This is a genomic window from Rhodoplanes sp. (assembly GCF_013377085.1).
Taxonomy (GTDB): domain Bacteria; phylum Pseudomonadota; class Alphaproteobacteria; order Rhizobiales; family Xanthobacteraceae; genus Rhodoplanes.
This window is the reverse complement of the sequence record NZ_JACAAX010000005.1, coordinates 81,997-103,863: the sequence shown is the minus strand read 5'-3', so window position 1 is coordinate 103,863 and position 21,867 is coordinate 81,997. Positions and strand designations below refer to the sequence as shown.

Below are 21,867 nucleotides of genomic sequence, written 5' to 3'. Positions count from 1 at the left end.
TAATCGGTCATCGGCAGGACGTTCATGTCCCGCACGGGCGATCGCATCTTTCGATTACCCACATTTCCGGTGCTCTTGAACGGTTCCGCAGGGACAACTCCTCAAATCGAAAGAATCTGTTGTGATTCGTTGGTGAGCACCTGCTTCGGGAGGTGCTCCATGGGGGCCGCTGTGCGCGCGCAACTGTGCGCGAAAATCCCGCCCGAGACGTTTCAACGACGTCGGTTGATCGGGAAGTCGCCGGATGCGAATTTAGGGATGCGCGGCTTGGCAAGCGATTTTGCACATTGCTCGAGCAGATCGGGAGCAACGTAGGACAAAGTATCGCGTTCGTTTGCCAGGATTGGCCGAACACGCCGGAATATCCCCGCAGCGACATTGTAGCCGTTGCTGGCCCGAAGGTAAGGCACCATGACGCAATACAGATCCGGACCGTTCCCCAGTATGGGTGCGCCGGTCTACTCGACTGTCGGCGGCTGCTCGCCGAGTTGAAGGCCTTCCAAGTGCCTTCGAGGCCCCCAGGTCCCGAAACGGCTGTGCCCCGGTGGTCGCCGCGTTCGCCGTCGAACCGCTCGGCAAGATCTCGTTCCCCCGCCCTCCCGCATGAGTATGTCTGAGCCGCTTCGGCAGACACGCCCCCCGACCCGAAATTGATTTACAGGTGTCTGGCGCCGCCGCCGAGAGGCCATCCGCCGGAGCACTCGCCATCCCAGCTGATTTCGACAGATCCCGGAGAATCCCGGCTGGCTGAGCACCGACACTGAGCCCTGAAAACCGACACGGATCGGATTCACTGCCACCGTGATGCTCGCGCCCGGTCCCATATCAGGTGAGCCGACAGACTGGTCATCTGGTCGAGATGCCTGCGGGTCAAACCGAGTCGCGCCAGATAAAGCGAATTCACAACTGGATTTCAATCACATAGGTGTTCGCAGTTTTGTTCGGGCTGGCGCGCCAGAGCCTTCACACTCCCTGGTTTTTTCCTTTCCCTTCAAGCATGACACGCCCGCATCGCAATCGGGACACCGCCGCGCCTCGGCAAGCGCGCGTTCCTTGCGGACGGTACCGCGACAATCGGCTCTCAAATGGCACGGTTGGAACGCGGCCAGTTCCGAATCGGGCAGGCTTTCATCGGTCGATCGATTCGGTCTGCGTGGAAGCCATCGCATCTGGTGCCGAGGCGACCCGCGACGCGACCAGGATGCAGCGGCGCCGCGGCGTCAATTCATCGAATGCGGGCCGGAGCACCTCGAATTCCTCGCGCGCGGCCAGGGTCCGGAGCGGATCGCGCGCATCGTCGACATATCCGAGGGCATTGTCGAGCGCCACGGCGTCGCCGGCGCCGTGCGGCGCGACGTGACGTGACGTGACATGATCAGATTGCCGGGTCGGACGGTCGGCAAGCGATGATCGCTTCAGGCATTGTGAGCCGACCTGACGGAGCCCGGCGCCGGTCGAGGATTAGCCATGCCGCCATGCCGCCGGCGGCCGGCTCGACAACGGATCGGTAACGGCTCGGCGCCAGGGCGACGCGTCGACATCAGGAGCGGCTCCACGCTGTTGCGGCCGGCGGCCTGTCGCCGTCGCGAACAACTATGTGGGGCCGCTTCTTCTTTCGCGGCACCCCACCTCACCTTTGCCATGTCGACACCTAGCCGCCCCTGCAGGCGTGATACCCGGTCCGCTCACGCCGTCAGGCGCTGCGCCGTCGGTTCGCTCTCGTGGCGAATGGCAGTCAGTTCGTGGCGCAGCAGCGCCAGGTCGACCGGCTTCGCCATGGTGCGGCGCACGTCGAGTTGCATCAGCCCGGCGAGCGAGGCCATCTCGGTGCGCATGCCGGCGCTGGTTCCGCTGACGATGACGATCGGCGTGCGGCAGCGCATCCCGGCGAGCGCATGCAGAACATCGAGGCCGTTGCGTGTCCCGAGCGACAGATCGAGCGTGATGGCCGCATAGGCGTTCCGCCGCAGCAGCGATATCGCAGCTCCAAACGACCCGGCGGCGGTGGGTACGAGGCCGGCGCGTTCCGAGGTCTTGCACAGCACCATCCGGTGCACCGGATCGTCGTCGATCACCAGCACGGCCGGCGCGCCGGACGCGTCGGGAAGCGGATCGGCAATGGTGCGGGGCGTCGTGTCGCGGGCCAGATCGAGCATGTCCGACTCCCAGTTCTTGGTCGACAATCACATGTAGACCGCGCGCGCAAACATTCGATTAATTCGATTGCGTAAACTCGACTGCATTTGTCGATCCACAGAAACCGATTGCTAGCAACATTGCGGCGCGGCTCTTGATCGTGCCGCGCCGGACCTCACCGCCCGCGCGGCGCCGCCGGCCGGCCCTGGGCGACATCGCGGCCGCGGCTCTCCGGCAGTGCCGACAGCGCATCGACGACGGCGCGCAAGCCACGCTCGAGCCGCTTGTCTCGCCGCAGCACCACGGCGAGCGACCGGACGAGCCGCGGTGCCAGCGGACGGATTGCGATGCGCCGACGCGCCTCGGCATTGTCGACGGCCAGCCGCGGCAGCACGGCCCAGCCGAGCCCGGCGCCGATCAGCTCCTTGATGGCCTCGACGCTGCCGAGCTCCATCACGGGCTTGGGCGTGCGGCCGGCGCGGGCGAACCAGCGGTCGATCACCCGGCGCGTGTTTCCGCCGGCCTCGTAGAGCAGCAGCGGTCGCTCGGCCAGCACGGCCGGCGTGAGCCGCGCCGGCGCGGCCTCCGCCGCCGGGAAGACGGCGACCAGCTCGTCCTCGTAGACCGGCGTGACCTGGACGCTGCGACCCGCCACCGGCAGGGTCGCCAGCGCGACGTCGAGCACATTCGCCTCGAGGCGGTCGAGGATATCGGTGGTGTTGCCGGTCTGCACGATGATCTCCAGCCCCGGCATCCGCCGGCGCAGCGCCCGCAGGACCGGCGGCAGCAGATAGATGCACGCGGTCGCGCCGGTGCCGATCCGCACCCGGCCGACCGTACCGGCGCGATGCGGGGCGACCGCTGCGAGCGCACTCGCCATCTCCTCGCCGATGCGGTTGGCGTGGACGAGCAGATCACGACCCGCCGGCGTCGGCTGCGCGTGCCGCCCGACCCGCTCGATCAGCCGCACGCCGAGCCGCCGCTCGAGGCTGCGGATCTGCAGGCTGACGGCCGGCTGGGTGAGACCTGCCCGCTCGGCGGCGGCCGAGAAGCTGCCGAGCGCCGCGACGTCGCAGAAGGTGCGGAGCTGATCGAGGGAGAGGCCCTTCATCAAACGAATCCTTATCCGATGCATAAGTCCTATAAGCTTCAGTCTTCGAGGCGCGCAGCGCAAGGTGCGGACGACGACCGTCTCGTCGACGCTGCTGCGAGGTTTCCGTGTCCTGCCGTTCCGATCTTATCCGTCCCGTGCTGCGCGACTGCACGCCGTCCGACATCGCCGCCGTCACGGCCATCTACGCGCATGCGGTGCGGCACGGCCGCGCCAGCTTCGAGGTCGATCCACCCGACGCGACCGAGATGGCGCGCCGCCGCGACGCAGTGCTTACCGGCGGCTTCCCGTATCTAGTGGCCGAGATCGGCGGCGCGGTCGTCGGCTATGCCTATGCGGGGGCCTATCGCTCGCGGCCGGCCTATGCCGGCACGGTCGAGAGCTCGGTCTATGTGACGCCACGCTTGCAGGCGCGGGGCATCGGCGGCGCCCTGCTGGCGGAGCTCGTCGACGAGGCTGCCGCGCGCGGCTTTCGCCAGATGGTCGCGGTGATCGGCGACTCCGCCAACGCGGCGTCGGTCCGCCTGCACGCGCGCGCCGGCTTCCGCCTCGTCGGCACGCTCGCCTCGGTCGGCTGGAAGCACGGGGTCTGGCTCGATACCGTGCTGATGCAGCGCCCGCTCGGCGATGGCGACCGCAGTCCGCCGGCGAGGCCGCCATTGCAGAAGCCGGCATGATCACTCCACGTCTGGTGGCGAGCCTGGGGCTGGCGCAGCTCGTGCTGTGGGGCGTGTCCTATTATCTGATCGGCGTGCTCGGCGACGAGATGGCGCAGGAGCTCGGCTGGTCGCGCACCGCCGTCTATGGCGGCTTCGCCGTCGCCCTCGTCGTGATGGGCCTCCTGTCGGGAGCGATCGGCCGGGCGATCGACCGGTTCGGCGGACGCCGCGTGATGACGGCCGGATCGCTGCTCACCGTCGTCGGCTGCATCGGTCTCGCGCTGGCCCATGACACGGCCACGTATCTCACCGCCTGGGCCTGCCTCGGCGCCGCCATGCGGGCGACCCTCTACGAGGCGGCCTTCGCGGCGCTGGTGCGGATCGGCGGCGCCGGGGCGCGTCCGGCGATTTCGCAGATCACGCTGTTGGGCGGCCTCGCCTCCTCGGTGTTCTGGCCGATCGGCCACGCGCTCGCGGGCGCGCTCGGCTGGCGCGGGGCCGTCGTGTGTTACGGGCTGTTCGCGCTGGCCACCGTGCCGATCCACAGGTCGATCCCCGACGCGCGCTACGGCGGCCCGCCGCCCGACGGGCCGCCGGTGCCGCCGCCGCTTGCGGCGAGCCGCCGCGACCGCGTCGTCGCCGCCTCCCTCTATGCGACCGCCGTGACCCTGACGGCGTTCCTGGCCGCCGGCATGTCGTCGCACATGATCGGCATCATGGCCGGGCTCGGCACCGGCGCCGGGCTCGCCGTATGGCTGTCGACCCTGCGCGGCATCGGCCAGTCGGGCGCGCGACTGTGCGAGGTGATGTTCGGCCGCACGCTCAGCCCGCTGGTGCTCGGCGTGATCGCCACGGCGCTTCTGCCGGCCTGCTTCGTCGTCGGCCTGTTCGGCGGCGTCTCGGCAATGGCCGGCGCCGGCTTTGCCCTCGCCTACGGGGCCGGCAACGGCCTCCTCACCATCGTGCGCGGCACCCAGCCGCTGGTGCTGTTCGACCACCGCACCTATGGCGGGCTGGTCGGCCGGCTCACCGCCGCGAGCTTCTTCGTCTCGGCGCTCGCGCCGGTCGCTTATGCCGCCGTCATCGACGGGCCGGGTCCCGCCGTCGCACTGATCGGTTCGGCCGCCATCGGCGCCCTGGTGCTCGCCTGTACGGCCGGAACCTGGTGGCTGTTCCACCGACGCGCGTCTTGATGGACCGGGCGCCGCCGTGCCATGAGTGCGGAAACGATGCCCACGTCCGACGCTGGACGACCCGCGAGACGACGACCCACCAGCACAGCCGCATGCCACCGCCGCGACGATGCCGCGCCCAAGAGGCCGCCGGCAACCGGCGCGAGATGTGACGATACGGCCGGCCGGTCCGCGGTATCGGACCTGGAATTTCAGTGACCGGCGCAGTCGGCCCCGACATCCGGCCGGACCCGCGTCCCGTCGCCAATCCATATCGTTCGACACCGGAGACGACCATGCCGTGGAGTTCTTTCTCATGTCGGGCCGCAATTCTCGGCGCCTTGGCCGGGGCCGCGGCCACGCTGCTGCACGGCAGTGGCGCGGCCCAGGCCCAGCCTCCGTCCCAACCGCAAGAGTACCCCGTCAAGCCGATCCGACTGGTCGTGCCCTATCCGCCCGGCGCACTGACCGACCTTTTGGGTCGCGCCGTCGGCGAGCGCCTCTCCGCCGCCCTCAAGCAGCCCGTGGTGATCGAGAACAAGCCGGGCGCCGGCACGTTGATCGGCGCCGAGATGGTCGCGAAGGCGGTGCCGGACGGTTACACGCTGATGATGGCGACCTCGACGACGCTCGGCATCAGTCCGGCCATGTACAAAAAGTCGACGATCGATCCGGAGCGTGACTTCGCACCGATCGCCCAGCTCGGCGCCGTCAACTTCTTCCTGATCGCGCGGCCGGACTTCCCGGCCCGCACCCTGAAGGAGGCCATCGCGACGATCCAGGCCACGCCGGGACAGTTCAACTACGGCTCGGTCGGCAACGGCAGCCCGCACCACCTGTTCATGGAGGCGCTCAAAAAGGAGTACGGCCTCGACATCCAGCACGTGCCCTACAAGGGCATCGTGGCCGCCCTGCCGGACCTCCTCTCCGGCAAGATCGACATGGCCTTCGCCGACGCCACCGCGGCGATCCCGAACATCGAGGCCGGCAAGGTGATCGGGCTCGGCAGCTCGGCCGCAACGCCGACCACGCTGATCGCCGGCGTGCCGCCGATCGCCGCGACGGTGCCGGGCTTCGACTGGCAGGCCTGGCAGGGCGTGGTGGCCCCGGCCGGCACGCCGCCCGCGATCGTCACGCTGCTCTCCACCGAGCTGCAGCGCATCCAGGCGAGCTCGGATTTTCGCGCCCTGCTGGTGACGTTCGGCATGGACCCGTCGCCGCCGAACACGCCCGAAGAGTTCGCCGCCATCGTCAAGGCCGACCGCGAGCGCTGGGCGCGCGCCGTCGAGGCCTTCGCCACCAAGATCGACTGACCTCCCGACCTCCCTCCGAACGCCCGTTCAGCACCCGAGAAAGGGCCCGACGTGTCCACGTCTCCCGTCATCGACGTCCATACCCACATGCTCACCCACGCGTGGTTCGACCTGCTCAAGCAGCACGGCGGACCGCGCTACACCACCAAGGAGGTGCAGCCCGGCCTGCACGCCATCCATCTCGACGGCGCGCCGTTCATGACGCCGGTGCCGCCGATGTTCGACTACGACCTGCGCATCAAGAAGATGGACCAGGCCGGCATCGACATCGCGGTGATGTCGCTGTCCTGCCCCAACGTCTACTGGGGCGGCGAGGCGATCGGGCTCGAGGCGGCCCGCATCATGAACGACAGCATGGCGGACGCCCAGACGGCCTATCCGGACCGCATCCGCTTCATGGCGTCGATGCCGTGGGAATATCCGCAGACCGCGATCGCCGAGCTGGAGCGGGCGCGCTCCCGCGGCGCCGTCGGCGTGATGGTGCTCGCCAACATCAACGGCAAGCCGCTCACCGATCCGCTGTTCGAGCCGATCTGGAAACGCATCGACGAGCTCGGACTGCCCGTGCTGGTGCATCCGACGGCGCCGCCCGGCGTCGCCGAGATGGGCATGCACGAGTTCCAGCTCACCGCCTCGATCGGCTTCACGTTCGACACCACGCTGGCGGTCGGGCGGATGATGCTCGATGGCTTCTTCGAGCGCTTCCAGCGGGTGAAGATCATCGCGGCGCATGGCGGCGGAGCACTGCCCTATCTGGTCGGCCGCCTCGATCAATGCTGGTACGAGATCCCGGCGACGCGGGCCAAGACCGACCACCGGCCGAGCTATTTCATGCGGCCGTCCGACGCCATGCGGATGATCTATTGCGACGCCGTGGTGTTCCGCCAGGACGCGCTGGAAATGGCGGTCGGGGCGTTCGGGGCCGACCGGGTGATGTACGGCTCGGATTATCCGCACACCATCGGTGACATGTTCGGCTGCCTCGCCCGCGTCGACCGCCTCGCCGGAAGCACCCGCGACAAGGTGCGCGGCACCACGGCCCGGCAGATTTTCGGACTGTAGTCTACCCGAGATGCGGCCCGGATCACCGGGCCGCGAGGCCGCGATCCTTGAAGATCGCAACTGCGTCCGCGACCTGGGCGCGCGTCGGTGTCGGCGTGTCGCCGAGCGGATAGGCGCGCCCCAGCTCGGCCCATTTGTGCTCGCCGAGCCGGTGGTAGGGCAGCACGTCGACCTGCTGCACCAGCGGGCCGAGATCGACCAGGATATCGGCGAGCCGCGCCATGTCGGCCGCCCCGTCCGTGAGGCCGGGGACGAGGACGTAACGGATCCACATCGGCTTCTCCAGCCGCACCATGCGGCGAGCAAAGTCGAGGGTCGGCTGCAGGTCCCGCCCGGTGATCTGCCGATAGGCGGCCGGATCCGAATGCTTGATGTCCAGGAGCACGAGGTCGACGGCGTCGAACCAGTCGTCGGCCACCTTGTGGCCGAGGAAGCCGGTCGTATCGAGGGCGGTATGCAGCCGCATCTCGTCGTGCAACCGCGTCAACAGCGCGCCGACGAAGTCCGGCTGGGTCATCGGCTCGCCGCCCGAGACGGTGACGCCGCCGGCCATGCGCAGGAAGCTCCGATAGGGCGTCACCTCGGCCAAAGCCTCGTCGAGGTCGATGCGACGCCCGGCCGAAAGCTTCCAGGTGTCCGGGTTGTGGCAATAGACGCAGCGGAACGGACAGCCGGACAGGAAAAACACGAACCTCATGCCGGGCCCGTCCCCGGCTGCGCCAGTCTCCACCGAATGCAGGAAGCCGACCGGCTCCTCCGCGGATCGATACGGCCCGGACCCGGGCGGCAGCTCGCAGACGCGGCCCGGCAAGGCGGCCCTGTGCAAGCCGAGCTCGCCGGCCGGCCCGATGCCGTCAGGACAGCGAGACGGCGGCGGGCGGATCATCGCGGGGCCCCGACGCTGACGCCGGAGGGCGAAGCAGGGATGTGATGGACGGACGCCCCCGATGCCTCGCTCGTGCCCGTCGCGGTGCGAAGGGCACCGGGCACCGCGTCCGGCATCCTCGCCCGCGGTGCTGCGGAGACCGGCAGGGTCGTCAGCCCGCCCAGGCACTTGCGGTAGATCGCCCAGTACACGACCCCGACGAAGCCCGCCCCGCCGACGATGTTGCCGAGCGTCGCCGGGACCAGGTTGTGCACGATGCCGGCCAGCGTGATCGCCGAAACATCGATCCCCTCGGGGACCGGCCCGGTGGCGGTCAACAGCCACGCCAGCGGCAGGAAGTACATGTTGGCGACGCAATGCTCGAACCCCGCCGCGACGAAACAGGCGACCGGCAGCACCATGCCGACCATCTTGTCGGTGACGGAGCGCCCCGCATAGGCGAGCCACACGCCGAGGCAGACGAGCACATTGCACAGAATGCCCTTGAAGAGGATCGTCGTCGCGTCCGGCGCGATCTTTCCGACGGCGAGCTTGAGAACGGCCACACCGACCTGTCCGTTGCCGAGATCGGTGTGGTGCGCCATGAAGACGAGGCCGACGAGACCGAGCGCACCGACGAGATTGCCGAGCCACACGGTCGCCCAGTTCCTCAAGACCTCCGCAGTCCGGATCTGCCGGTTCATCCAGGCCATCACGATCAGGCAATTGCCGGTGAACAGCTCGGCGCCGCCGATCATGACGAGCGCGAGCCCGAGCGAGAACAGGACGCCGCCGAGCACGCGCTGAATGGCGAATCCCAGCGACGGATCGGCCAGCACGATGCAGAAGAACAAGCCACCGAACCCGATCGAGCCGCCCGCGACGATCGAGAGCATGAAGCTCGCGAAGAACGGCAGACGTGCCTTGTTGACGCCGATCTTCTCGACCTTGTCCTGGATCTCGGCCGGAGAATAGGCGTCGGAGCCGAACAGCTCCGCGCCCTGCGTCGTGTGGTCCGCCGCCATGTCCTGCTCCCGTCGCGCGGCTTCGCCGCGGCTCACATCGCCGCGTGGAACGTCCGGCTGATCACGTCGAGCTGCTGCTCGCGCGACAGCTTGACGAAGTTCACCGCATATCCCGAGACCCGGATGGTGAGCTGCGGATAGATCTCCGGGTGCTCCATCGCGTCCAGCAGCGTCTCGCGGTTCAGGACGTTGACGTTGACGTGATGGCCGGACGCGGCCGAGAACGCATCGAGACAGGCGGCGAGATTCTTCTGCCGCTCCTGCGGCACCCGGCCGAGCGCCGCCGGAGTCGCCGAGGCGGTCCAGGAGATGCCGTCGAGTGCGCAGGCATACGGAATCTTCGACACCGACGCGCCGGCGGCGATGAAGCCCTTCTTGTCGCGACCGTTCATCGGGTTGGCGCCCGGCGCGAAGGGCTGGCCGGCACGGCGCCCGTCGGGCGTGTTGCCGGTCTTCTTGCCGTAGACGACGTTGGACGTGATGGTCAGCACCGACTGCGTCGGCATCGCGTCGCGATAGAAGTGCGGCTGCGCCCTGATCTTCTCGATGAAGGTCTCGGCCAGCCACACGGCGATGCTGTCGGCGCGGTCGTCGTTGTTGCCATAGGCCGGATAGTCGCCCTCGATGGCGTAGTCGACGGCGAGACCCGCCTTGTTCCTGATCACCTTCACCTTGGCATGCTTGATCGCCGACAGGCTGTCGGCCGCGACCGACAGGCCGGCGATGCCGCATGCCATGGTGCGCAGCACGTCGCGGTCGTGCAGCGCCATCTCGATGCGCTCGTAGGCGTAGCGATCGTGCATGTAGTGGATGACGTTGAGGGCCTTGATGTAGGTCTTGGCGAGCCAGCTCATCATCGGATCGAGCTTCTCGACGACCGCATCGTAGTCGAGCGTGTCGCCCGTGATCGGCGCAAAACCGTGCGCCACCACCTCCCCGGACTTCTCGTCGACGCCGCCGTTGATCGCGTAGAGCAGCGCCTTGGCGAGGTTGGCGCGGGCGCCGAAGAACTGCATCTGCTTGCCGATCCGCATCGGCGAGACGCAGCAGGCGATGCCGTAGTCGTCGCCCCAGTGCGGCCGCATGACGTCGTCGTTCTCGTACTGAATCGACGACGTCTCGATCGACACCTTCGCGCAATAGTCCTTGAAGCCCTCGGGCAGTTGCGTCGACCAAAGCACCGTGAGGTTCGGCTCCGGCGCCGGACCGAGATTGAACAGCGTCTGCAGGAAGCGGAAGCTCGTCTTAGTCACCAGCGGACGGCCGTCCTCGCCGATGCCGCCGATCGACTCGGTCACCCAGGTCGGATCGCCGGAGAACAGCGTGTCGTATTCCGGCGTGCGCAGGAAGCGGACGATGCGCAGCTTGATCACGAGGTCGTCGATCAGCTCCTGGGCGCCCTCTTCCGTCAGGAGTCCACGCTCGATGTCACGGTCGAGATAGATGTCCAGGAAGGTCGAGATGCGGCCGAGCGACATCGCGGCGCCGTTCTGCTCCTTCACGGCGGCGAGGTAGCCGAAATAGGTCCACTGCACGGCCTCGCGGCCGGTGCGGGCGGGCTTCGTCACGTCGCAGCCGTAGCTCCTCGCCATCGCGGCGAGTTCGTCGAGCGCGCGGATCTGCTCGTTGAGCTCCTCGCGCAGCCGCATCGTCTTCTCGTCGAACACGGCGTCGTCGATCTCGTGCAGCTCGCGCCGTTTGGAGGCCTTCAGCGCGTCGGTGCCGTAGAGCGCGACGCGGCGATAGTCGCCGATGATGCGGCCGCGGCCGTAGGCGTCCGGCAGCCCGGTGACGATGCCCGACTTGCGCGCGGCGAGAATCTCCGTCGAGTAGGCGTCGAAGACGCCCTGATTGTGGCTCTTGCGGTGCTTGGTCCAGGTCTCCTTGACGGCCGGATCGATGGTGTAGCCGTAGGCTTCGAGACCGTTCTCGACCATGCGAAGCCCGCCGTTCGGCATGATGGCGCGCTTGAGCGGCGCGTCGGTCTGCAGGCCGACGATCAGCTCGGCGTCGCGATCGATCCAGCCGGGCGCGTGCGCCGTGATGCCGGCCGGGCGATCGACCGACGCGTCGAGAATCCCCTTCTGGCGCTCGATCGCCAGCAGGTCCGTGAGCTTGGCCCAGACGCCGAGCGTGCGCGCCGTCGGACCGCTGAGGAAGCGCCGGTCGCCGAGATACGGGCGGTAGTTCGTCTGGATGAAGTCGCGCACGTCGATGTCGGCCTGCCAGGGTCCGGCGGCGAAGCCGGCCCAGGGCTCTTCGGGGATGATGGTGGTGATGGCGTTCATCGCAGCCTCGCGCGTTCGAAAAGCGGTTCACGGACCGGCGCACGATGCGCGGCCTCGACCGGTCGGCCGTGTTTCGAATCGGAGACGTGGCGCGCATGCGGGCCGGTCGGAAACGGTTTACAAGTCGTTTCCGGACGTGCCGTTCGGTCCGCGATCACCTTGCACAGCGGTTCGAACCTCGACGTGGCCTGTAAAATATCACGAAGGATATCGTGTAATAGGTCAGCCGGCTCATGTCCGGGTCACGCGCGGCACGGGGCTCGCGCCGACCGCAACGTTGTGTCGGATGCGCGACGCGCATTGAAATTCAGAACCGCTCGCGCCGCGCTCCACGAAACGACATGCGGTCTCGGCACGAGATTTGTTCCTGAGCATCACGATGGATGGCCGCCATGCAACGCACGGGCCCGAGGGCGATGCCCTTGCGGACATATCGGAACGGCCTGCGGCATGATCGAACGTCACGATAGACGGAACGCGCATCGTCCCGCCCGGATGTGCAACTCGTCCCGCGCCGGAGTGTGGTCCGCGTGCTTCAGGCGACGCTGCGCAGCGCCACGGCGATGCGGTGGCGCTGCACCAGCGCCTCGTCGACCTCGATGCCGAGCCCGGGGCCGTCGCTCACCTCGGCATGGCCACGGCGGATCGGCACGGGATGTCGGGCCACGTCGCTCGCCAGCGCCTGGCAGGTCAGCGTCAGGCCCCAGGCGAGGCCGGGCAGCACGGCCGCCGCATGCAGCGCCGCCGCGCAGGAAATGCTCGACTCGCCGGTCTTGCATGACAGGTTGACGTCCATGCCGAGCCGGTCGCACAGCCGACCCGCCGCGACGACGGCCCGCAGGCCGCCGAGCTTGATGGCCTTGAGGCTGACGCCATGCGCCGCCTTGTGCTCGTGATGGCGGCGGATGTCGTCGATGCCGTGGATGCCCTCGTCGGCCCCGATCGCGATTGTCGTCGCGGCCGCCACGGCGGCCATGCCGGCGAGATCGTGGCCCGCGACCGGCTGCTCGACGAAGTCGAGCCCGGCGTCGGCGACGGCCCGCACGAAGGCGAGCGCCGCCTCCATGGAGAAACCCTGATTGGCGTCGGCCGAGATCAGCATCTCGTCGCCGAGCACGCGGCAGATCGCACGAGTGCGCGCGGCGTCCGCCTCGGCCGCGTCGATGCCGACCTTGATCTTGAACGCCGTGTAGCCGTCGGCCTTCTTGCGCGCCGCGTCGGCGAGATCGCCGTCGCGGTCGCCGCCGCCGATGACGCCGAGCAGCGCCGCGCGCTCGCGCGTCTTGTCGCCGAGCAGCGCATGCACGGGCCGCCCGGTGGCCCGGCCGACCAGGTCGTGCAGGGCGATCTCGACCGCGGCCTTGGCGCCGGTGTTGGCGTACATGCGGCCGTCGAGCGCGACGAGCGCGCCCTCGATGTCGCCGGGATCGCGGCCCTCGATCACGGGCGCGAGGTGAAGGATGGCGGCCGTCATGCTCTCGATCGTCTCCCCCGTCATGGTCGGCGCCGAGGCGGCCTCGCCCCAGCCGACCGTGCCGTCGTCGGCGGTGACGCGCACCAGCACGTTGTCGGCGCGGCGCACCTCCTCGCCCGCCATGATCACGGGCTTGCGCATCGGCAGGCTGACGGCGATCGGCTCGAGCTTCACGACCTTCACGACAGCACTCCTCGACCTGTGTAGTCCGCCGGATGCGATGCCGCAGCGAGCGGCATCGCATCCGCAAAGCTCAGCTCTTCACCTTGATGCCGGCCTTGCTGATGACGTCGCGGAACATCGGCATCTCGCGCGCCACCCGTTCCATGTGCTGCTTGCCGGTCCTGGCCTGCACCTCGAAGCCGGTCCTGGTGAGCTTCTCGCGCATCTCCGGCTTGGCCAGAATGGCGAGCGTCTCCTGCTCCAGCCTCCGCACGAAGTCGGGCGACGTCGCGGCCGGCGCCAGCAGCGCCGTGTAGGTCTCGAACACGAAGTCCGGCCAGCCGGCCTCCACCATGGTGGGGATGTCGGGCAGGTCGTGCCAACGCCGCTCGCCCGTCACGGCGAGGCCCTTCAGGGTGCCGGCCTTCAGATACGGGTGCGCCGGCGCCAGCACGCCGGAGGAGAGCTGCACGGTGCCGCCGAGCAGGGCCTGCAGGGCCTCGCCGCCGCCGGCGAACACGATGCTGGCCATGCCGGAGAGACCTTCGCGCGACTTCAGCACCTCGGCCTCGAGTTGCGGCGTGGTGCCGACCGGCGGCGTCGAGACGTTGAACTTGTCCGGGCTCTTCTTCGCCAGCGCGACGAACTCCCTCATGGTGGAGACGCCGAGCTCCGGCTTCACGGCGAACACGTTGGGCGAGGTCGCCAGCTCGCAGATCGCGGAAAAGTCCTTGAACGGATCGTAGGGCAGCGTGTCGTAGAGGCTCGGATTGACCACGAAGGCGCTGGTGGCGAGCAGAATCGTGGTGCCGTCGCCCTCGGCGCGCGCGACGTAGCCCATGCCGATATTGCTGCCGCCGCCGCCCTTGTTCTCGACGAACACGGTGCCGCCCATCGCCTCCTGCAGGGCCGCCGCGACGATGCGGGCGATGATGTCGGAGGGGCCGCCGGGCGAGTTGGCGACGACGATTCGCAGCGGACGATCCGGGTAGGCCGCAAAGGCCGAACTGCTGCGCAGGATCATCGGGGCCGCGAGGCCGAGGGCGGCGCCACCCAGGAGAGCGCGCCGCGAAACGCCACGGCGCCGCGATCCGGCGCCCGAGCCGTTGAAGCTGGTCATTGATCCTCCCTGACGTCGTTCTTTGTATGTGCCGTCTGTGATGCGACGACGTCAGGTTAGGGAGGCGACGGCGGATCCGCAACATCCGGCGGGGCCCGCCTGCGGGACCCACCAGCGGGTCGCGGGCTGCGACGATGCTTCATATGCCGATACAAGGCCAAGATCCGTCAGCGGCGACGCGCGTGCGCGCCGTCGCCCCCCGGATCTCGCGACGGAGCGTCTTGCTACTTCGTCTTGCCGCAGACGATCCGCACCTCGGCCGGCACGGCCTCGCCACTCCAGGTCGCCGCCACGAGGGTCCGCTCGGCCGGGTTCGGCGCCGCCGTGAGCAGCGCCTCGTCGGCCTCGCAGGACGCTTGGCACGAGGCCTGGCCCTGGCAGCTCTTGGTCACCACCCGCAGCACCGCGACAGCGGCCGGGGCTGGCGGCGGCGCAGCCTTGGGCAGCACGAGATTCAGCACCGGCTCGGCTGGCGTGCCGACGAGCGTGGCGGCCGCAGCCGCCCCCTCCGTGACCGTGCCGACGGCGAGCCGCGGCGCCGCGGCAGCCTCGCCCTTGTCGCCCTTCGGGCCCGCGGGTCCCTGCGGGCCGGTCGCCCCGACGGCGCCGGCCACACCGGCATCGCCCTTCGGCCCGGCGTCGCCCTTCGGGCCGGTCTGGCCGCAATTGGCAATGACGATGTCGCGGACGTCCGGGTCGGACTTCACCGTGACGACGCACTTGGCCGGGTGGTAGGCCGCGCGCCAGACGAAGCGCCGGTCGCGTCCCGACACCACCTCGAAGCGGTCGTCGAACGTGACCTTCTCGTTGGCGCGGATGACGCGCCCGAGCACCACGATCTCGCCCGCCTCGATGCGGGCTGCGGAGATCTCGATCGCCGCCTCGGCCGTGCCGACGGCGAGCAGGGTCGCAACGACCCCCAAGGTGATCGTTCGCATGTTCCTGGTCGAACCTTCTCTGGAGTGATGGGCCGAATCGGCCCGGCGGGACGGGGGTGAATCTGCCGCAAAAACGCGACGCGGGTACGACGCCGACCGGCAATCGCCCCTCCTCCACGCCGTCACCGGGCCGTGCGGCCCGGCGACGGCGTCGTTCATCGGCAGACGCGATCCGCCTTCGGCCGCCGGTCGGCCCGGCAGCCGCCTCCAGTCACGGCATCAGGACGTCGGGCCGGACTTTCCGCCCATTCCGGGCATCCCGCCCATCTTGGCGGAATCGGTGACGGCCTTGATGGCGGTCTCGCTCAGATCCTTCACCTGCTCGGTCATGGCCTGCATCTGGCCCTGCAGGAACTCCGTCTGCATCTTCAGGACTTCCTGCACGTCCTTGGCGGCCATCAGGCTCTGGGCGAAGTCGAACGCGGTCGCGACGTTGCGCTCGGCATAGCTCAGGACCTTGTTGCTCAGCTCGTTCCCGCCGAGCGCCGGCATGCCCGGCACGCCACGCTGGAAGAACTGGAGATAGCTGTTAATGGCAGAGCGCACCTGCTCCATGCTCTGCTCGGTCATCTTACGGATGTCACCTGGCATTTCGAAGGGCGTCCCGGTCTTCATGGCGATCTCCTGGGAACACGCGGACCGCATGGCGGCAGGCGTGAAGCCGATGAACCAATGTGAGCGAACGAAGGCATGATAGGCACGCCGGCGTTCGCTGGTCAAAAACTATTGCAGTGCGTCAAAATCCCGCTGCCGGACGGCCGGGCAGTGGGCAAGGGGGCGGGGCTCACGCCCAACGCGCCGGCGGCTGCTCCAACAACGCGACGACGAGGGCCAGCGCCTGGTCGAAATCGGCCATGTCCATCCGCTCGTCCGGATTGTGACTGCCGTTCTCGTTGCGAACGAACACCATGCCGGTCGGGATGCCGGCATTGGCGAAGGTCGCGGCGTCGTGCCCGGCCCCGCTCGCCAGCTCGATCGGCGCGACGCCGGCCGCCACGGCGGCGCCCCGGAGCTGGTCCAGGAGCCGCGGCGCCATCACGGCCGGGGTGCTGCCGCCGAGCGGCCCGAGATCGAGCCGCACACCACGCCGATCGGCGATGCCACGGCCGAACTCGACAAGGCGCTGCCGCACCTCCTCCAGGGTCGTTTCGCTCCGGCTGCGCACGTCGATGCACAGGCGCGCCTCGCCCGGCACCTTGGAGAAGGAGTGCTGGGCCGGATCGGTGCCGACGATCCCGAACGTGACGGCGAGATCATGCCCGTCGGCCTCCATCCGCTCCCACAGCGCCTGCATGGCGACGACCAGCTCGGAGGCCGCCACCACGGCATCGCGCCGCAGCCGCCGTGGGGTCGCGCCCGAGTGGGCATAGGCCCCATGAAACGCCGCGTCGCGATACCGGAAGCTGCCGCGGATGCCGGTGACCAGACCGAGCGCCCGTCCCTCGGCGACCAGCACGGGCCCCTGCTCGATATGCGGCTCCAGATAGGCGACGGCCCGGGCCGGATCGATGCGGCGCGCGCCCCGGCGCACCGCCTCCGGGTCGAAGCCGAGCGCACGCATGTGCCAGGCAAGCGTCTCGCCGGTGTCGCTGCGCACCACCGTGTCGAGCACGGCAGGATCGAGCCGGCCGAGCGCCGTCTTGCTGCCGATGTAGCTGTGCGGGAACCAGCAGCTCTCCTCGGCGCGCAGGCAGAGCACGCAGAGATCGAAGGGCGCTGTCTGCCCAAGCCGCGCCAGAACGGCGGCGGCGGCGAGGCCGAGGATTACGCCGGCGGCGCCGTCGAAATTGCCACCATGTGGCACCGAGTCGAGGTGCGAGCCGACGTAGAGGGTGCGCGAGCGGTCCTGTCCCGCAAATGTGATGAACTGGTTGCCGCCGGCGTCGAAGGCGACCTCGGCACCGTGCGCATGCGCCGCGTCCGCCATCAGGGCGTAGGCGGCGCACTCGCCCTCGCCATAGGCAACGCGGGTGACGCCGGGCGGATCGGCCGTACGGGCCGCCAGAGTCCCGAACAGCGAGGCGGCGAGGCGCGATCCTTCGGCCAGCGCCTCGTTGCGGCGATCCTCGGCGCTCTGGTTCATCGTCGTAGCCGTCTGGCGGGTTATGTCGGGTTCCAAAGATCCCCTCGGTGTCATTCCGGGACGGCGCAGAGCGCCGGACCCGGAATCCAGCCGAACACGCGGAGCTTGCCGCAGGATTCCGGGTTCGCACCTTTGGTGCGCCCCGGAATGACCGGAATTTCGATCAACCGGCTCCGTGTTCAGGCCCGGCCGCCGGCCTTCATCAGCTTGGGGACGACGGCGCGCGCCGCGTTGAGCACCATGGCGGCGTCGTTCTGGTAGGGAATCCAGGTGCAGCCCTTGCCGACCCAGTCCTCGGCCATCTCGGGGCTTTGCGCCGACAGCCCGTAGGGCACGCCGTTGGCCCGGCAAATGGAAAAGATCTGCTCGTACGCCGCGTGAAGAACCGGGTTCTGCATCTCGGCCGGAATGCCGAGATCCTGCGACAGATCATCGGGGCCGATCATCACGCAGTCGACCGCGCCGGTCTTCAGGATGGCGTCGAGATTGGCGATCGCCTTCTGCGACTCGACCATGATGATCAGCATGGTCTCGCTGTTGAGATGCGCCAGCATCTGCTTGGGGTCGCCGGCGAAGTAATCGGTGTGCGGCCCGCGCAGGTTCATCGGCCGGTTGCCGACGGGATGGTAGCGCGTACCCTTGACGATCTCCATGAACTGCTCGGCCGTGTCGATCGACGGCAGCAGCAGGCCCTGGGCGCCGGCGTCGAGCGGCCGCGTCAGGTCGTGCGGCTTCAGGGTGCCGGGCGGCCGCACGATCGGCGTGAGGCCGCATTCGCGCGCATACATGGCGAGCAGGCCGACCGTCTCCATGGTGAAGTCGGTGTGCTCCATCTCGATGATGACGAAGTCGAAGCCCGACGTCGCCAGGATTTTCACCACCCGCGGATGCGGGCACAGCGTGATCCAGGTGCCGAAGGCGGGCTTGCCCTCCTTCTGCAGGGCTTTGACCTTGTTGCTCTTGATCATGGATTAACTCTCGAGGGAGGCGGTTCGCGGGGATTCGGATCAGGCGTGCGCGGGGGCGCGGCGGCGGGCCCACACGTCCGGATCGACCAGGAATTCGGGGCGTCGGCCGGCCAGCACGTCGACGACCTGGCGGGCGGTCTCGACGGCGGTCCGTTCCAGCGCCTCCTCGGTCGCGCCGCCCGTGTGAGGCGACAGCAGGATGCCGTCGCAGCGCGCGTAGGGATGACCCGCCGGCAGCGGCTCGGTCTCGAACACGTCCATGGCGGCGCCGCGCAGATGCCCGTTTTCCACCGCAGCGACGAGCGCGTCGACCTCGACCAGGGCGCCGCGGGCGGTGTTGACCAGCACGGCCCCCGCCTTCATGCCGGCGATGCGCTCGCGGTCGAACATCCCGCGGGTCTGCGGGGTGAGGCGCTGATGCAACGAGACGATGTCGGCCTCGGCGAGCGCGCGGCCGAGATCGCCGACCGGCACGCAGCCGGCCGAGACGATGGCGGCATCCTCGGCGCTCGGGCTGTAGACCAGCACGCGCATGGCGAAGGCGAGCCGGGCGATCTCGGCGGTGCGCCGGCCGATCTTGCCGAAGCCGAAGATCAGCAGCGTCTTGCCCGACAGCTCGTGGAAGTCGCGGGCATAGCGGTAATCGAAATTGTCTTGGCGCACCGCGCGGTCGCATTCGCGCACGCGCTTGGCGATCGCCATCATCTGGGAGATCGCGTGCTCGGCGACCGACTGCACGTTGGCGAAGGGCGTGTAGACGATCGGCAGGCCGATCTCGCGGGCATAGGCGACGTCGACCGGATCGTAGCCGGTGCCGTGATTGCCGAGCACGCGCAGACGAGGCGCAGCCGCCATGGCGTCGCGATCGAACCCGGCATTGCGGGTGATCGCCGCGACGGCGTCCTTCACCTCGCGCGCCACCGCGTCCATGGTCGACGCGCTCGCCTGACGCACCACGAGACCGGCCGCTTCGAGGACACGAACGCCACGCGGATGAATCGGCTGGACCAGCAGGCAGAGGCCGCTCACGCCGCGTTCTCCTTCAGGTTCGCGTCGAAGGCGGCCTTCGCCTCCACGGTCGTGACGAACTCGCCGCCGTTGTCCGGCACGAAGGCGAGGAAGCGCTTGAATCGCTCGATCCATTCCGGCTTGCCGACCGAGCCGGTGTGGAACAGCGAATGCACGATCTGCGGCTGGCCGCTGCGGCGCGCACGCTCGCGGATCACGCCCCACACCCGCTGCAGATTGTAGAGCTCGGACTGCTCGACATGCAGGAGGTTCTTGTAGGCGGCCCCCTCCCCGTCGCAACCGATCGGGATCTCGAACACCTTCGAGCGCACTTGGCCGGCCGCCGGCAGGCGCGGGTTCATCGGCAGATAATACCCGGTCGTCTCGGCATGGACCCAGATCGCCTCGCGGTCCGGATGGTTGCCGCCGGGCGAGCACGAGCAGTCGATGACGATGCCGGTCTGCGGCAAGAGCTCGTTCATGAACGGCGTGTAGGCGTAGTGGCCGCCCCGATAGGCGACCGGCCTGATGCCGGCGTTCTCCAGCCGGCGCTTGCAGTCGAGATACACGGCAGTGACGTGGTCGCGCTCCATGTAGCGCGTGCCGGCTCCCTTGATCTCCTCGTGCAGATGGACCGACAGCTCGGCCCCGTCGGCGACCGCCTCGCGGTACACGTCCAGCATCTCGCCGTCGTAATAGCCGGTGCGGCAATAGGTGCCCGAGTGCGGCGACAGGATGTACTTGCCACCCGTCATGTCCTTCAGCAGGCGGCACAGGCCGCGCGTCTCGCCGACGCTCTGCTCGACCTTCGGCGGGTCGACGCGAAAATCGCGGCCGGGATCGAACGGCGCGTAGACCAGCCAGTTCACGTCGATCAGCGGAACCAGAAGAACGTCGGGGCGCGCGCTCGAAATCGCCATGATGAGCCTTCCAAGATCGATGTCCGCGAGGGCTGCCGAAAAGCGATCCACTGCCTCTCGCCCAAAATATATGCGACGGTTCTGATTGCGTCTTCCAATCGAATGATCTAAACGATTATTCGATGAACCGGAATAATGTGACCCTCCGGCAACTGCGCGCCTTCGTCCTCGTCGCCGACAAGGGCAGCTTCGTTGCGGCCGCCGAAACACTGGCCCTGTCGCAGCCCGCCTTGAGCCACTCGATCCAGCAGCTCGAGGAACAGATCGGCAGCTCGCTTTTCCACCGCACCACCCGCAGCGTCAAGCTCACCGGCCTGGGGATGGGGTTTCTGCCCACCGCGCGCCATCTTCTGCGCCAGGTCGACACCTCGATCGCCGACATCCAGGAGGCCGCCGCCCGCAAGCGCGGCCGGGTCGTGGTGGCCTGCCTGCCCTCGATCGCCTTCCGGCTGATGCCGGCCGTGATCGCCGGAGAGGCCTCGCGGCTCGGGCTGCGTGTCGTTGTGCGAGACGTGAACCTCACGGCCATCACGACGGCCGTGCTGGACGGCCAGGCGGATCTCGGCATCGGCAGCTTCGAGACGGCGGCGCCCTCGCTCGACGGCGTGGTGATCGGCCGCGATCGGTTTTACGGCGCCTTCCCCAAGTCGCATCCGCTCGCCCAACTGCCGGAGGTGAGCTGGGCCGACCTGCAGGGCCATCCGTTCATCGCGATGACGCTCGAGCACGGCATCCGCAACCTCATCGACAATGCGATCGCGCCCCACAATGTGCGGCTGTCGATCGCCTCCGAGGTGTCCAACCTCGTCACCATCTACGGCCTGCTCGAGCAGGGCGTCGGCATCACGGCGCTGCCGGGGCTGGCGCTGCCGCCGGGCGAGCACCCGCTGCTGGTCTACCGGCCCCTCAAGGACCCCATCCTCGAACGGACCATCCGGGTGGTGTGGCGCCACGGAATCGGCCTGTCGCCGGCGGCGCGCACCATCGTGAAGGCGATCTCCGGGGTGATCTCGGACGGAAAGGTGTTGACCCAGGACGAGGCGACGGCGCTGAGTGCGGCCTCCTCGCCGGCCGCCGGCGAACCGGCGGCACCGAAAGCCCGGTCCGGCACCGGGCGGCCGCCCGGGACTCGCGCGTCGCAGAACGCCGAGGCATGAAATTCGCATAATCCAAACCATATAATGCGAATTACCGACACTGGAGCGCCCCCGCGCATGACGACGCCGTTCTTTCGATCCCTGCCCCTCCGGTCCGCCCCCGCGGCCACATCCGTCGACAGCGGTCGGCTCGATCCCGGCGCTCGCGAGCGGCCGTTCAGCCTCGCTTCGGTGGCCCGCCCGACACTGCCCACGACACTGCCCGGGCGCTGCACGGCCGTGCCGGACTGCGACAAGGCCGCCACCTGCGCCGCCACCCCGTCGATGCGCCGGGCCTGCGAGGCGGCGTTCAGCGCGTGGGTCCGGCGCGGCGTCGCCGCCGATCCGCAGCACCCTCCCCTGGTGCATCCGCGCGCCTGACCACACGCGGCGCCGGCAAAGGCGATCTTCGATCGTGTGGGCGACC

Annotated in this window: 21 protein-coding genes; 7 read left to right on the top strand and 14 right to left on the bottom strand. The window is 68.8% G+C overall.

Annotated features, from left to right (window positions below):
* The first annotated feature begins 152 nt into the window (after window positions 1-152).
* Window positions 153-617 carry a transposase DNA-binding-containing protein gene (locus HXX10_RS06050; protein WP_367141932.1) on the top strand — a complete coding sequence of 155 codons (465 nt, stop codon included), beginning with the start codon at window positions 153-155 and terminating at the stop codon, window positions 615-617.
* Between the two features lie 511 nt (window positions 618-1,128).
* On the opposite strand, the gene HXX10_RS06045 is transcribed toward HXX10_RS06050, so the two are convergent.
* The 3 genes from HXX10_RS06045 to HXX10_RS06035 all read right to left on the bottom strand — a co-directional run bounded on the left by HXX10_RS06045 (window position 1,129) and on the right by HXX10_RS06035 (window position 3,247).
* On the bottom strand, window positions 1,129-1,329 hold the full coding sequence (locus tag HXX10_RS06045) for a hypothetical protein (RefSeq protein WP_296520701.1): 201 nt from the start codon (window positions 1,327-1,329) through the stop codon (window positions 1,129-1,131).
* A gap of 356 nt (window positions 1,330-1,685) precedes the next feature.
* A complete protein-coding gene (locus tag HXX10_RS06040; RefSeq protein ID WP_296520699.1) occupies window positions 1,686-2,156 on the bottom strand; it encodes a response regulator in 471 nt (156 codons plus the stop codon).
* 155 nt (window positions 2,157-2,311) lie between these two features.
* Entirely contained in the window at window positions 2,312-3,247 is a 936-nt protein-coding gene (locus HXX10_RS06035; RefSeq protein WP_296520696.1) for a LysR family transcriptional regulator, read from the bottom strand.
* A 107-nt stretch (window positions 3,248-3,354) separates the two neighbouring features.
* Here HXX10_RS06035 and HXX10_RS06030 point away from each other — a divergent pair, with 107 nt between their 5' ends.
* The 4 genes from HXX10_RS06030 (at window position 3,355) to HXX10_RS06015 (ending at window position 7,453) form a co-directional block, all read left to right on the top strand.
* Window positions 3,355-3,924: a GNAT family N-acetyltransferase gene (locus HXX10_RS06030; protein WP_296520694.1), complete on the top strand. Its 570-nt coding sequence runs from the start codon at window positions 3,355-3,357 to the stop codon at window positions 3,922-3,924.
* Window positions 3,921-5,099, top strand: coding sequence for an MFS transporter (locus HXX10_RS06025; RefSeq protein ID WP_296520692.1), 1,179 nt, complete (start codon window positions 3,921-3,923; stop codon window positions 5,097-5,099). Before HXX10_RS06030 ends, HXX10_RS06025 begins: the two co-directional genes overlap by 4 nt.
* 275 nt (window positions 5,100-5,374) lie before the next feature.
* The gene (locus HXX10_RS06020) at window positions 5,375-6,391 is read left to right on the top strand and encodes a tripartite tricarboxylate transporter substrate binding protein (protein WP_296520691.1); all 1,017 of its coding nucleotides are present in this window, start codon (window positions 5,375-5,377) and stop codon (window positions 6,389-6,391) included.
* Between the two features lie 51 nt (window positions 6,392-6,442).
* Window positions 6,443-7,453 (top strand): amidohydrolase family protein, encoded by a 1,011-nt coding sequence (locus HXX10_RS06015; RefSeq protein ID WP_296520689.1) that lies wholly within the window; start codon window positions 6,443-6,445, stop codon window positions 7,451-7,453.
* A 22-nt stretch (window positions 7,454-7,475) separates the two neighbouring features.
* Here the strand turns inward: HXX10_RS06015 and pflA are convergent, their stop codons facing one another.
* From pflA to HXX10_RS05960, 11 genes are all read right to left on the bottom strand, one after another.
* Window positions 7,476-8,339, bottom strand: a complete 864-nt coding sequence (gene pflA / locus HXX10_RS06010; RefSeq protein ID WP_296520688.1) for a pyruvate formate-lyase-activating protein — start codon at window positions 8,337-8,339, stop codon at window positions 7,476-7,478.
* Complete coding sequence (locus tag HXX10_RS06005; RefSeq protein ID WP_296520686.1) at window positions 8,336-9,343, bottom strand: formate/nitrite transporter family protein; 1,008 nt, start codon at window positions 9,341-9,343, stop codon at window positions 8,336-8,338. Before HXX10_RS06005 ends, pflA begins: the two co-directional genes overlap by 4 nt.
* Window positions 9,344-9,375: 32 nt before the next feature.
* On the bottom strand, window positions 9,376-11,631 hold the full coding sequence (pflB, locus tag HXX10_RS06000; RefSeq protein ID WP_296520684.1) for a formate C-acetyltransferase: 2,256 nt from the start codon (window positions 11,629-11,631) through the stop codon (window positions 9,376-9,378).
* Between the two features lie 535 nt (window positions 11,632-12,166).
* The gene (locus HXX10_RS05995; protein ID WP_296520682.1) at window positions 12,167-13,288 is read right to left on the bottom strand and encodes a mandelate racemase/muconate lactonizing enzyme family protein; all 1,122 of its coding nucleotides are present in this window, start codon (window positions 13,286-13,288) and stop codon (window positions 12,167-12,169) included.
* Between the two features lie 70 nt (window positions 13,289-13,358).
* The gene (locus HXX10_RS05990) at window positions 13,359-14,387 is read right to left on the bottom strand and encodes a tripartite tricarboxylate transporter substrate binding protein (protein WP_296520680.1); all 1,029 of its coding nucleotides are present in this window, start codon (window positions 14,385-14,387) and stop codon (window positions 13,359-13,361) included.
* Window positions 14,388-14,611: 224 nt separating this feature from the next.
* Complete coding sequence (locus tag HXX10_RS05985; protein WP_296520679.1) at window positions 14,612-15,325, bottom strand: collagen-like protein; 714 nt, start codon at window positions 15,323-15,325, stop codon at window positions 14,612-14,614.
* 219 nt (window positions 15,326-15,544) lie between these two features.
* A complete protein-coding gene (locus tag HXX10_RS05980) occupies window positions 15,545-15,940 on the bottom strand; it encodes a phasin family protein (RefSeq protein ID WP_296520677.1) in 396 nt (131 codons plus the stop codon).
* A gap of 169 nt (window positions 15,941-16,109) precedes the next feature.
* Window positions 16,110-17,408, bottom strand: a complete 1,299-nt coding sequence (locus HXX10_RS05975; protein WP_296520675.1) for a hydantoinase/carbamoylase family amidase — start codon at window positions 17,406-17,408, stop codon at window positions 16,110-16,112.
* Window positions 17,409-17,587: 179 nt separating this feature from the next.
* Window positions 17,588-18,376 carry an aldolase/citrate lyase family protein gene (locus HXX10_RS05970; protein WP_296520674.1) on the bottom strand — a complete coding sequence of 263 codons (789 nt, stop codon included), beginning with the start codon at window positions 18,374-18,376 and terminating at the stop codon, window positions 17,588-17,590.
* A 39-nt stretch (window positions 18,377-18,415) separates the two neighbouring features.
* Window positions 18,416-19,405, bottom strand: coding sequence for a hydroxyacid dehydrogenase (locus tag HXX10_RS05965; RefSeq protein WP_296520673.1), 990 nt, complete (start codon window positions 19,403-19,405; stop codon window positions 18,416-18,418).
* Complete coding sequence (locus tag HXX10_RS05960) at window positions 19,402-20,304, bottom strand: hypothetical protein (protein ID WP_296520671.1); 903 nt, start codon at window positions 20,302-20,304, stop codon at window positions 19,402-19,404. Before HXX10_RS05960 ends, HXX10_RS05965 begins: the two co-directional genes overlap by 4 nt.
* A gap of 122 nt (window positions 20,305-20,426) precedes the next feature.
* Here HXX10_RS05960 and HXX10_RS05955 point away from each other — a divergent pair, with 122 nt between their 5' ends.
* The gene (locus HXX10_RS05955) at window positions 20,427-21,461 is read left to right on the top strand and encodes a LysR family transcriptional regulator (protein WP_296520669.1); all 1,035 of its coding nucleotides are present in this window, start codon (window positions 20,427-20,429) and stop codon (window positions 21,459-21,461) included.
* Window positions 21,462-21,518: 57 nt separating this feature from the next.
* Complete coding sequence (locus tag HXX10_RS05950; RefSeq protein ID WP_296520667.1) at window positions 21,519-21,821, top strand: hypothetical protein; 303 nt, start codon at window positions 21,519-21,521, stop codon at window positions 21,819-21,821.
* The last annotated feature ends 46 nt before the right edge of the window (window positions 21,822-21,867 follow it).

What these genes read in the sequence shown, in the direction of transcription:
- HXX10_RS06040 (WP_296520699.1), bottom strand. Translation starts at nt 2,156, where the DNA reads ATGCTCGATCTGGCCCGCGACACGACGCCCCGCACCATTGCCGATCCG.
- HXX10_RS06035 (WP_296520696.1), bottom strand. Translation starts at nt 3,247, where the DNA reads ATGAAGGGCCTCTCCCTCGATCAGCTCCGCACCTTCTGCGACGTCGCG.
- HXX10_RS06025 (WP_296520692.1), top strand. Translation starts at nt 3,921, where the DNA reads ATGATCACTCCACGTCTGGTGGCGAGCCTGGGGCTGGCGCAGCTCGTG.
- HXX10_RS06020 (WP_296520691.1), top strand. Translation starts at nt 5,375, where the DNA reads ATGCCGTGGAGTTCTTTCTCATGTCGGGCCGCAATTCTCGGCGCCTTG.
- pflA (WP_296520688.1), bottom strand. Translation starts at nt 8,339, where the DNA reads ATGATCCGCCCGCCGCCGTCTCGCTGTCCTGACGGCATCGGGCCGGCC.
- HXX10_RS06005 (WP_296520686.1), bottom strand. Translation starts at nt 9,343, where the DNA reads ATGGCGGCGGACCACACGACGCAGGGCGCGGAGCTGTTCGGCTCCGAC.
- pflB (WP_296520684.1), bottom strand. Translation starts at nt 11,631, where the DNA reads ATGAACGCCATCACCACCATCATCCCCGAAGAGCCCTGGGCCGGCTTC.
- HXX10_RS05990 (WP_296520680.1), bottom strand. Translation starts at nt 14,387, where the DNA reads ATGACCAGCTTCAACGGCTCGGGCGCCGGATCGCGGCGCCGTGGCGTT.
- HXX10_RS05985 (WP_296520679.1), bottom strand. Translation starts at nt 15,325, where the DNA reads ATGCGAACGATCACCTTGGGGGTCGTTGCGACCCTGCTCGCCGTCGGC.
- HXX10_RS05980 (WP_296520677.1), bottom strand. Translation starts at nt 15,940, where the DNA reads ATGAAGACCGGGACGCCCTTCGAAATGCCAGGTGACATCCGTAAGATG.
- HXX10_RS05975 (WP_296520675.1), bottom strand. Translation starts at nt 17,408, where the DNA reads ATGAACCAGAGCGCCGAGGATCGCCGCAACGAGGCGCTGGCCGAAGGA.
- HXX10_RS05970 (WP_296520674.1), bottom strand. Translation starts at nt 18,376, where the DNA reads ATGATCAAGAGCAACAAGGTCAAAGCCCTGCAGAAGGAGGGCAAGCCC.
- HXX10_RS05960 (WP_296520671.1), bottom strand. Translation starts at nt 20,304, where the DNA reads ATGGCGATTTCGAGCGCGCGCCCCGACGTTCTTCTGGTTCCGCTGATC.
- HXX10_RS05955 (WP_296520669.1), top strand. Translation starts at nt 20,427, where the DNA reads ATGAACCGGAATAATGTGACCCTCCGGCAACTGCGCGCCTTCGTCCTC.
- HXX10_RS05950 (WP_296520667.1), top strand. Translation starts at nt 21,519, where the DNA reads ATGACGACGCCGTTCTTTCGATCCCTGCCCCTCCGGTCCGCCCCCGCG.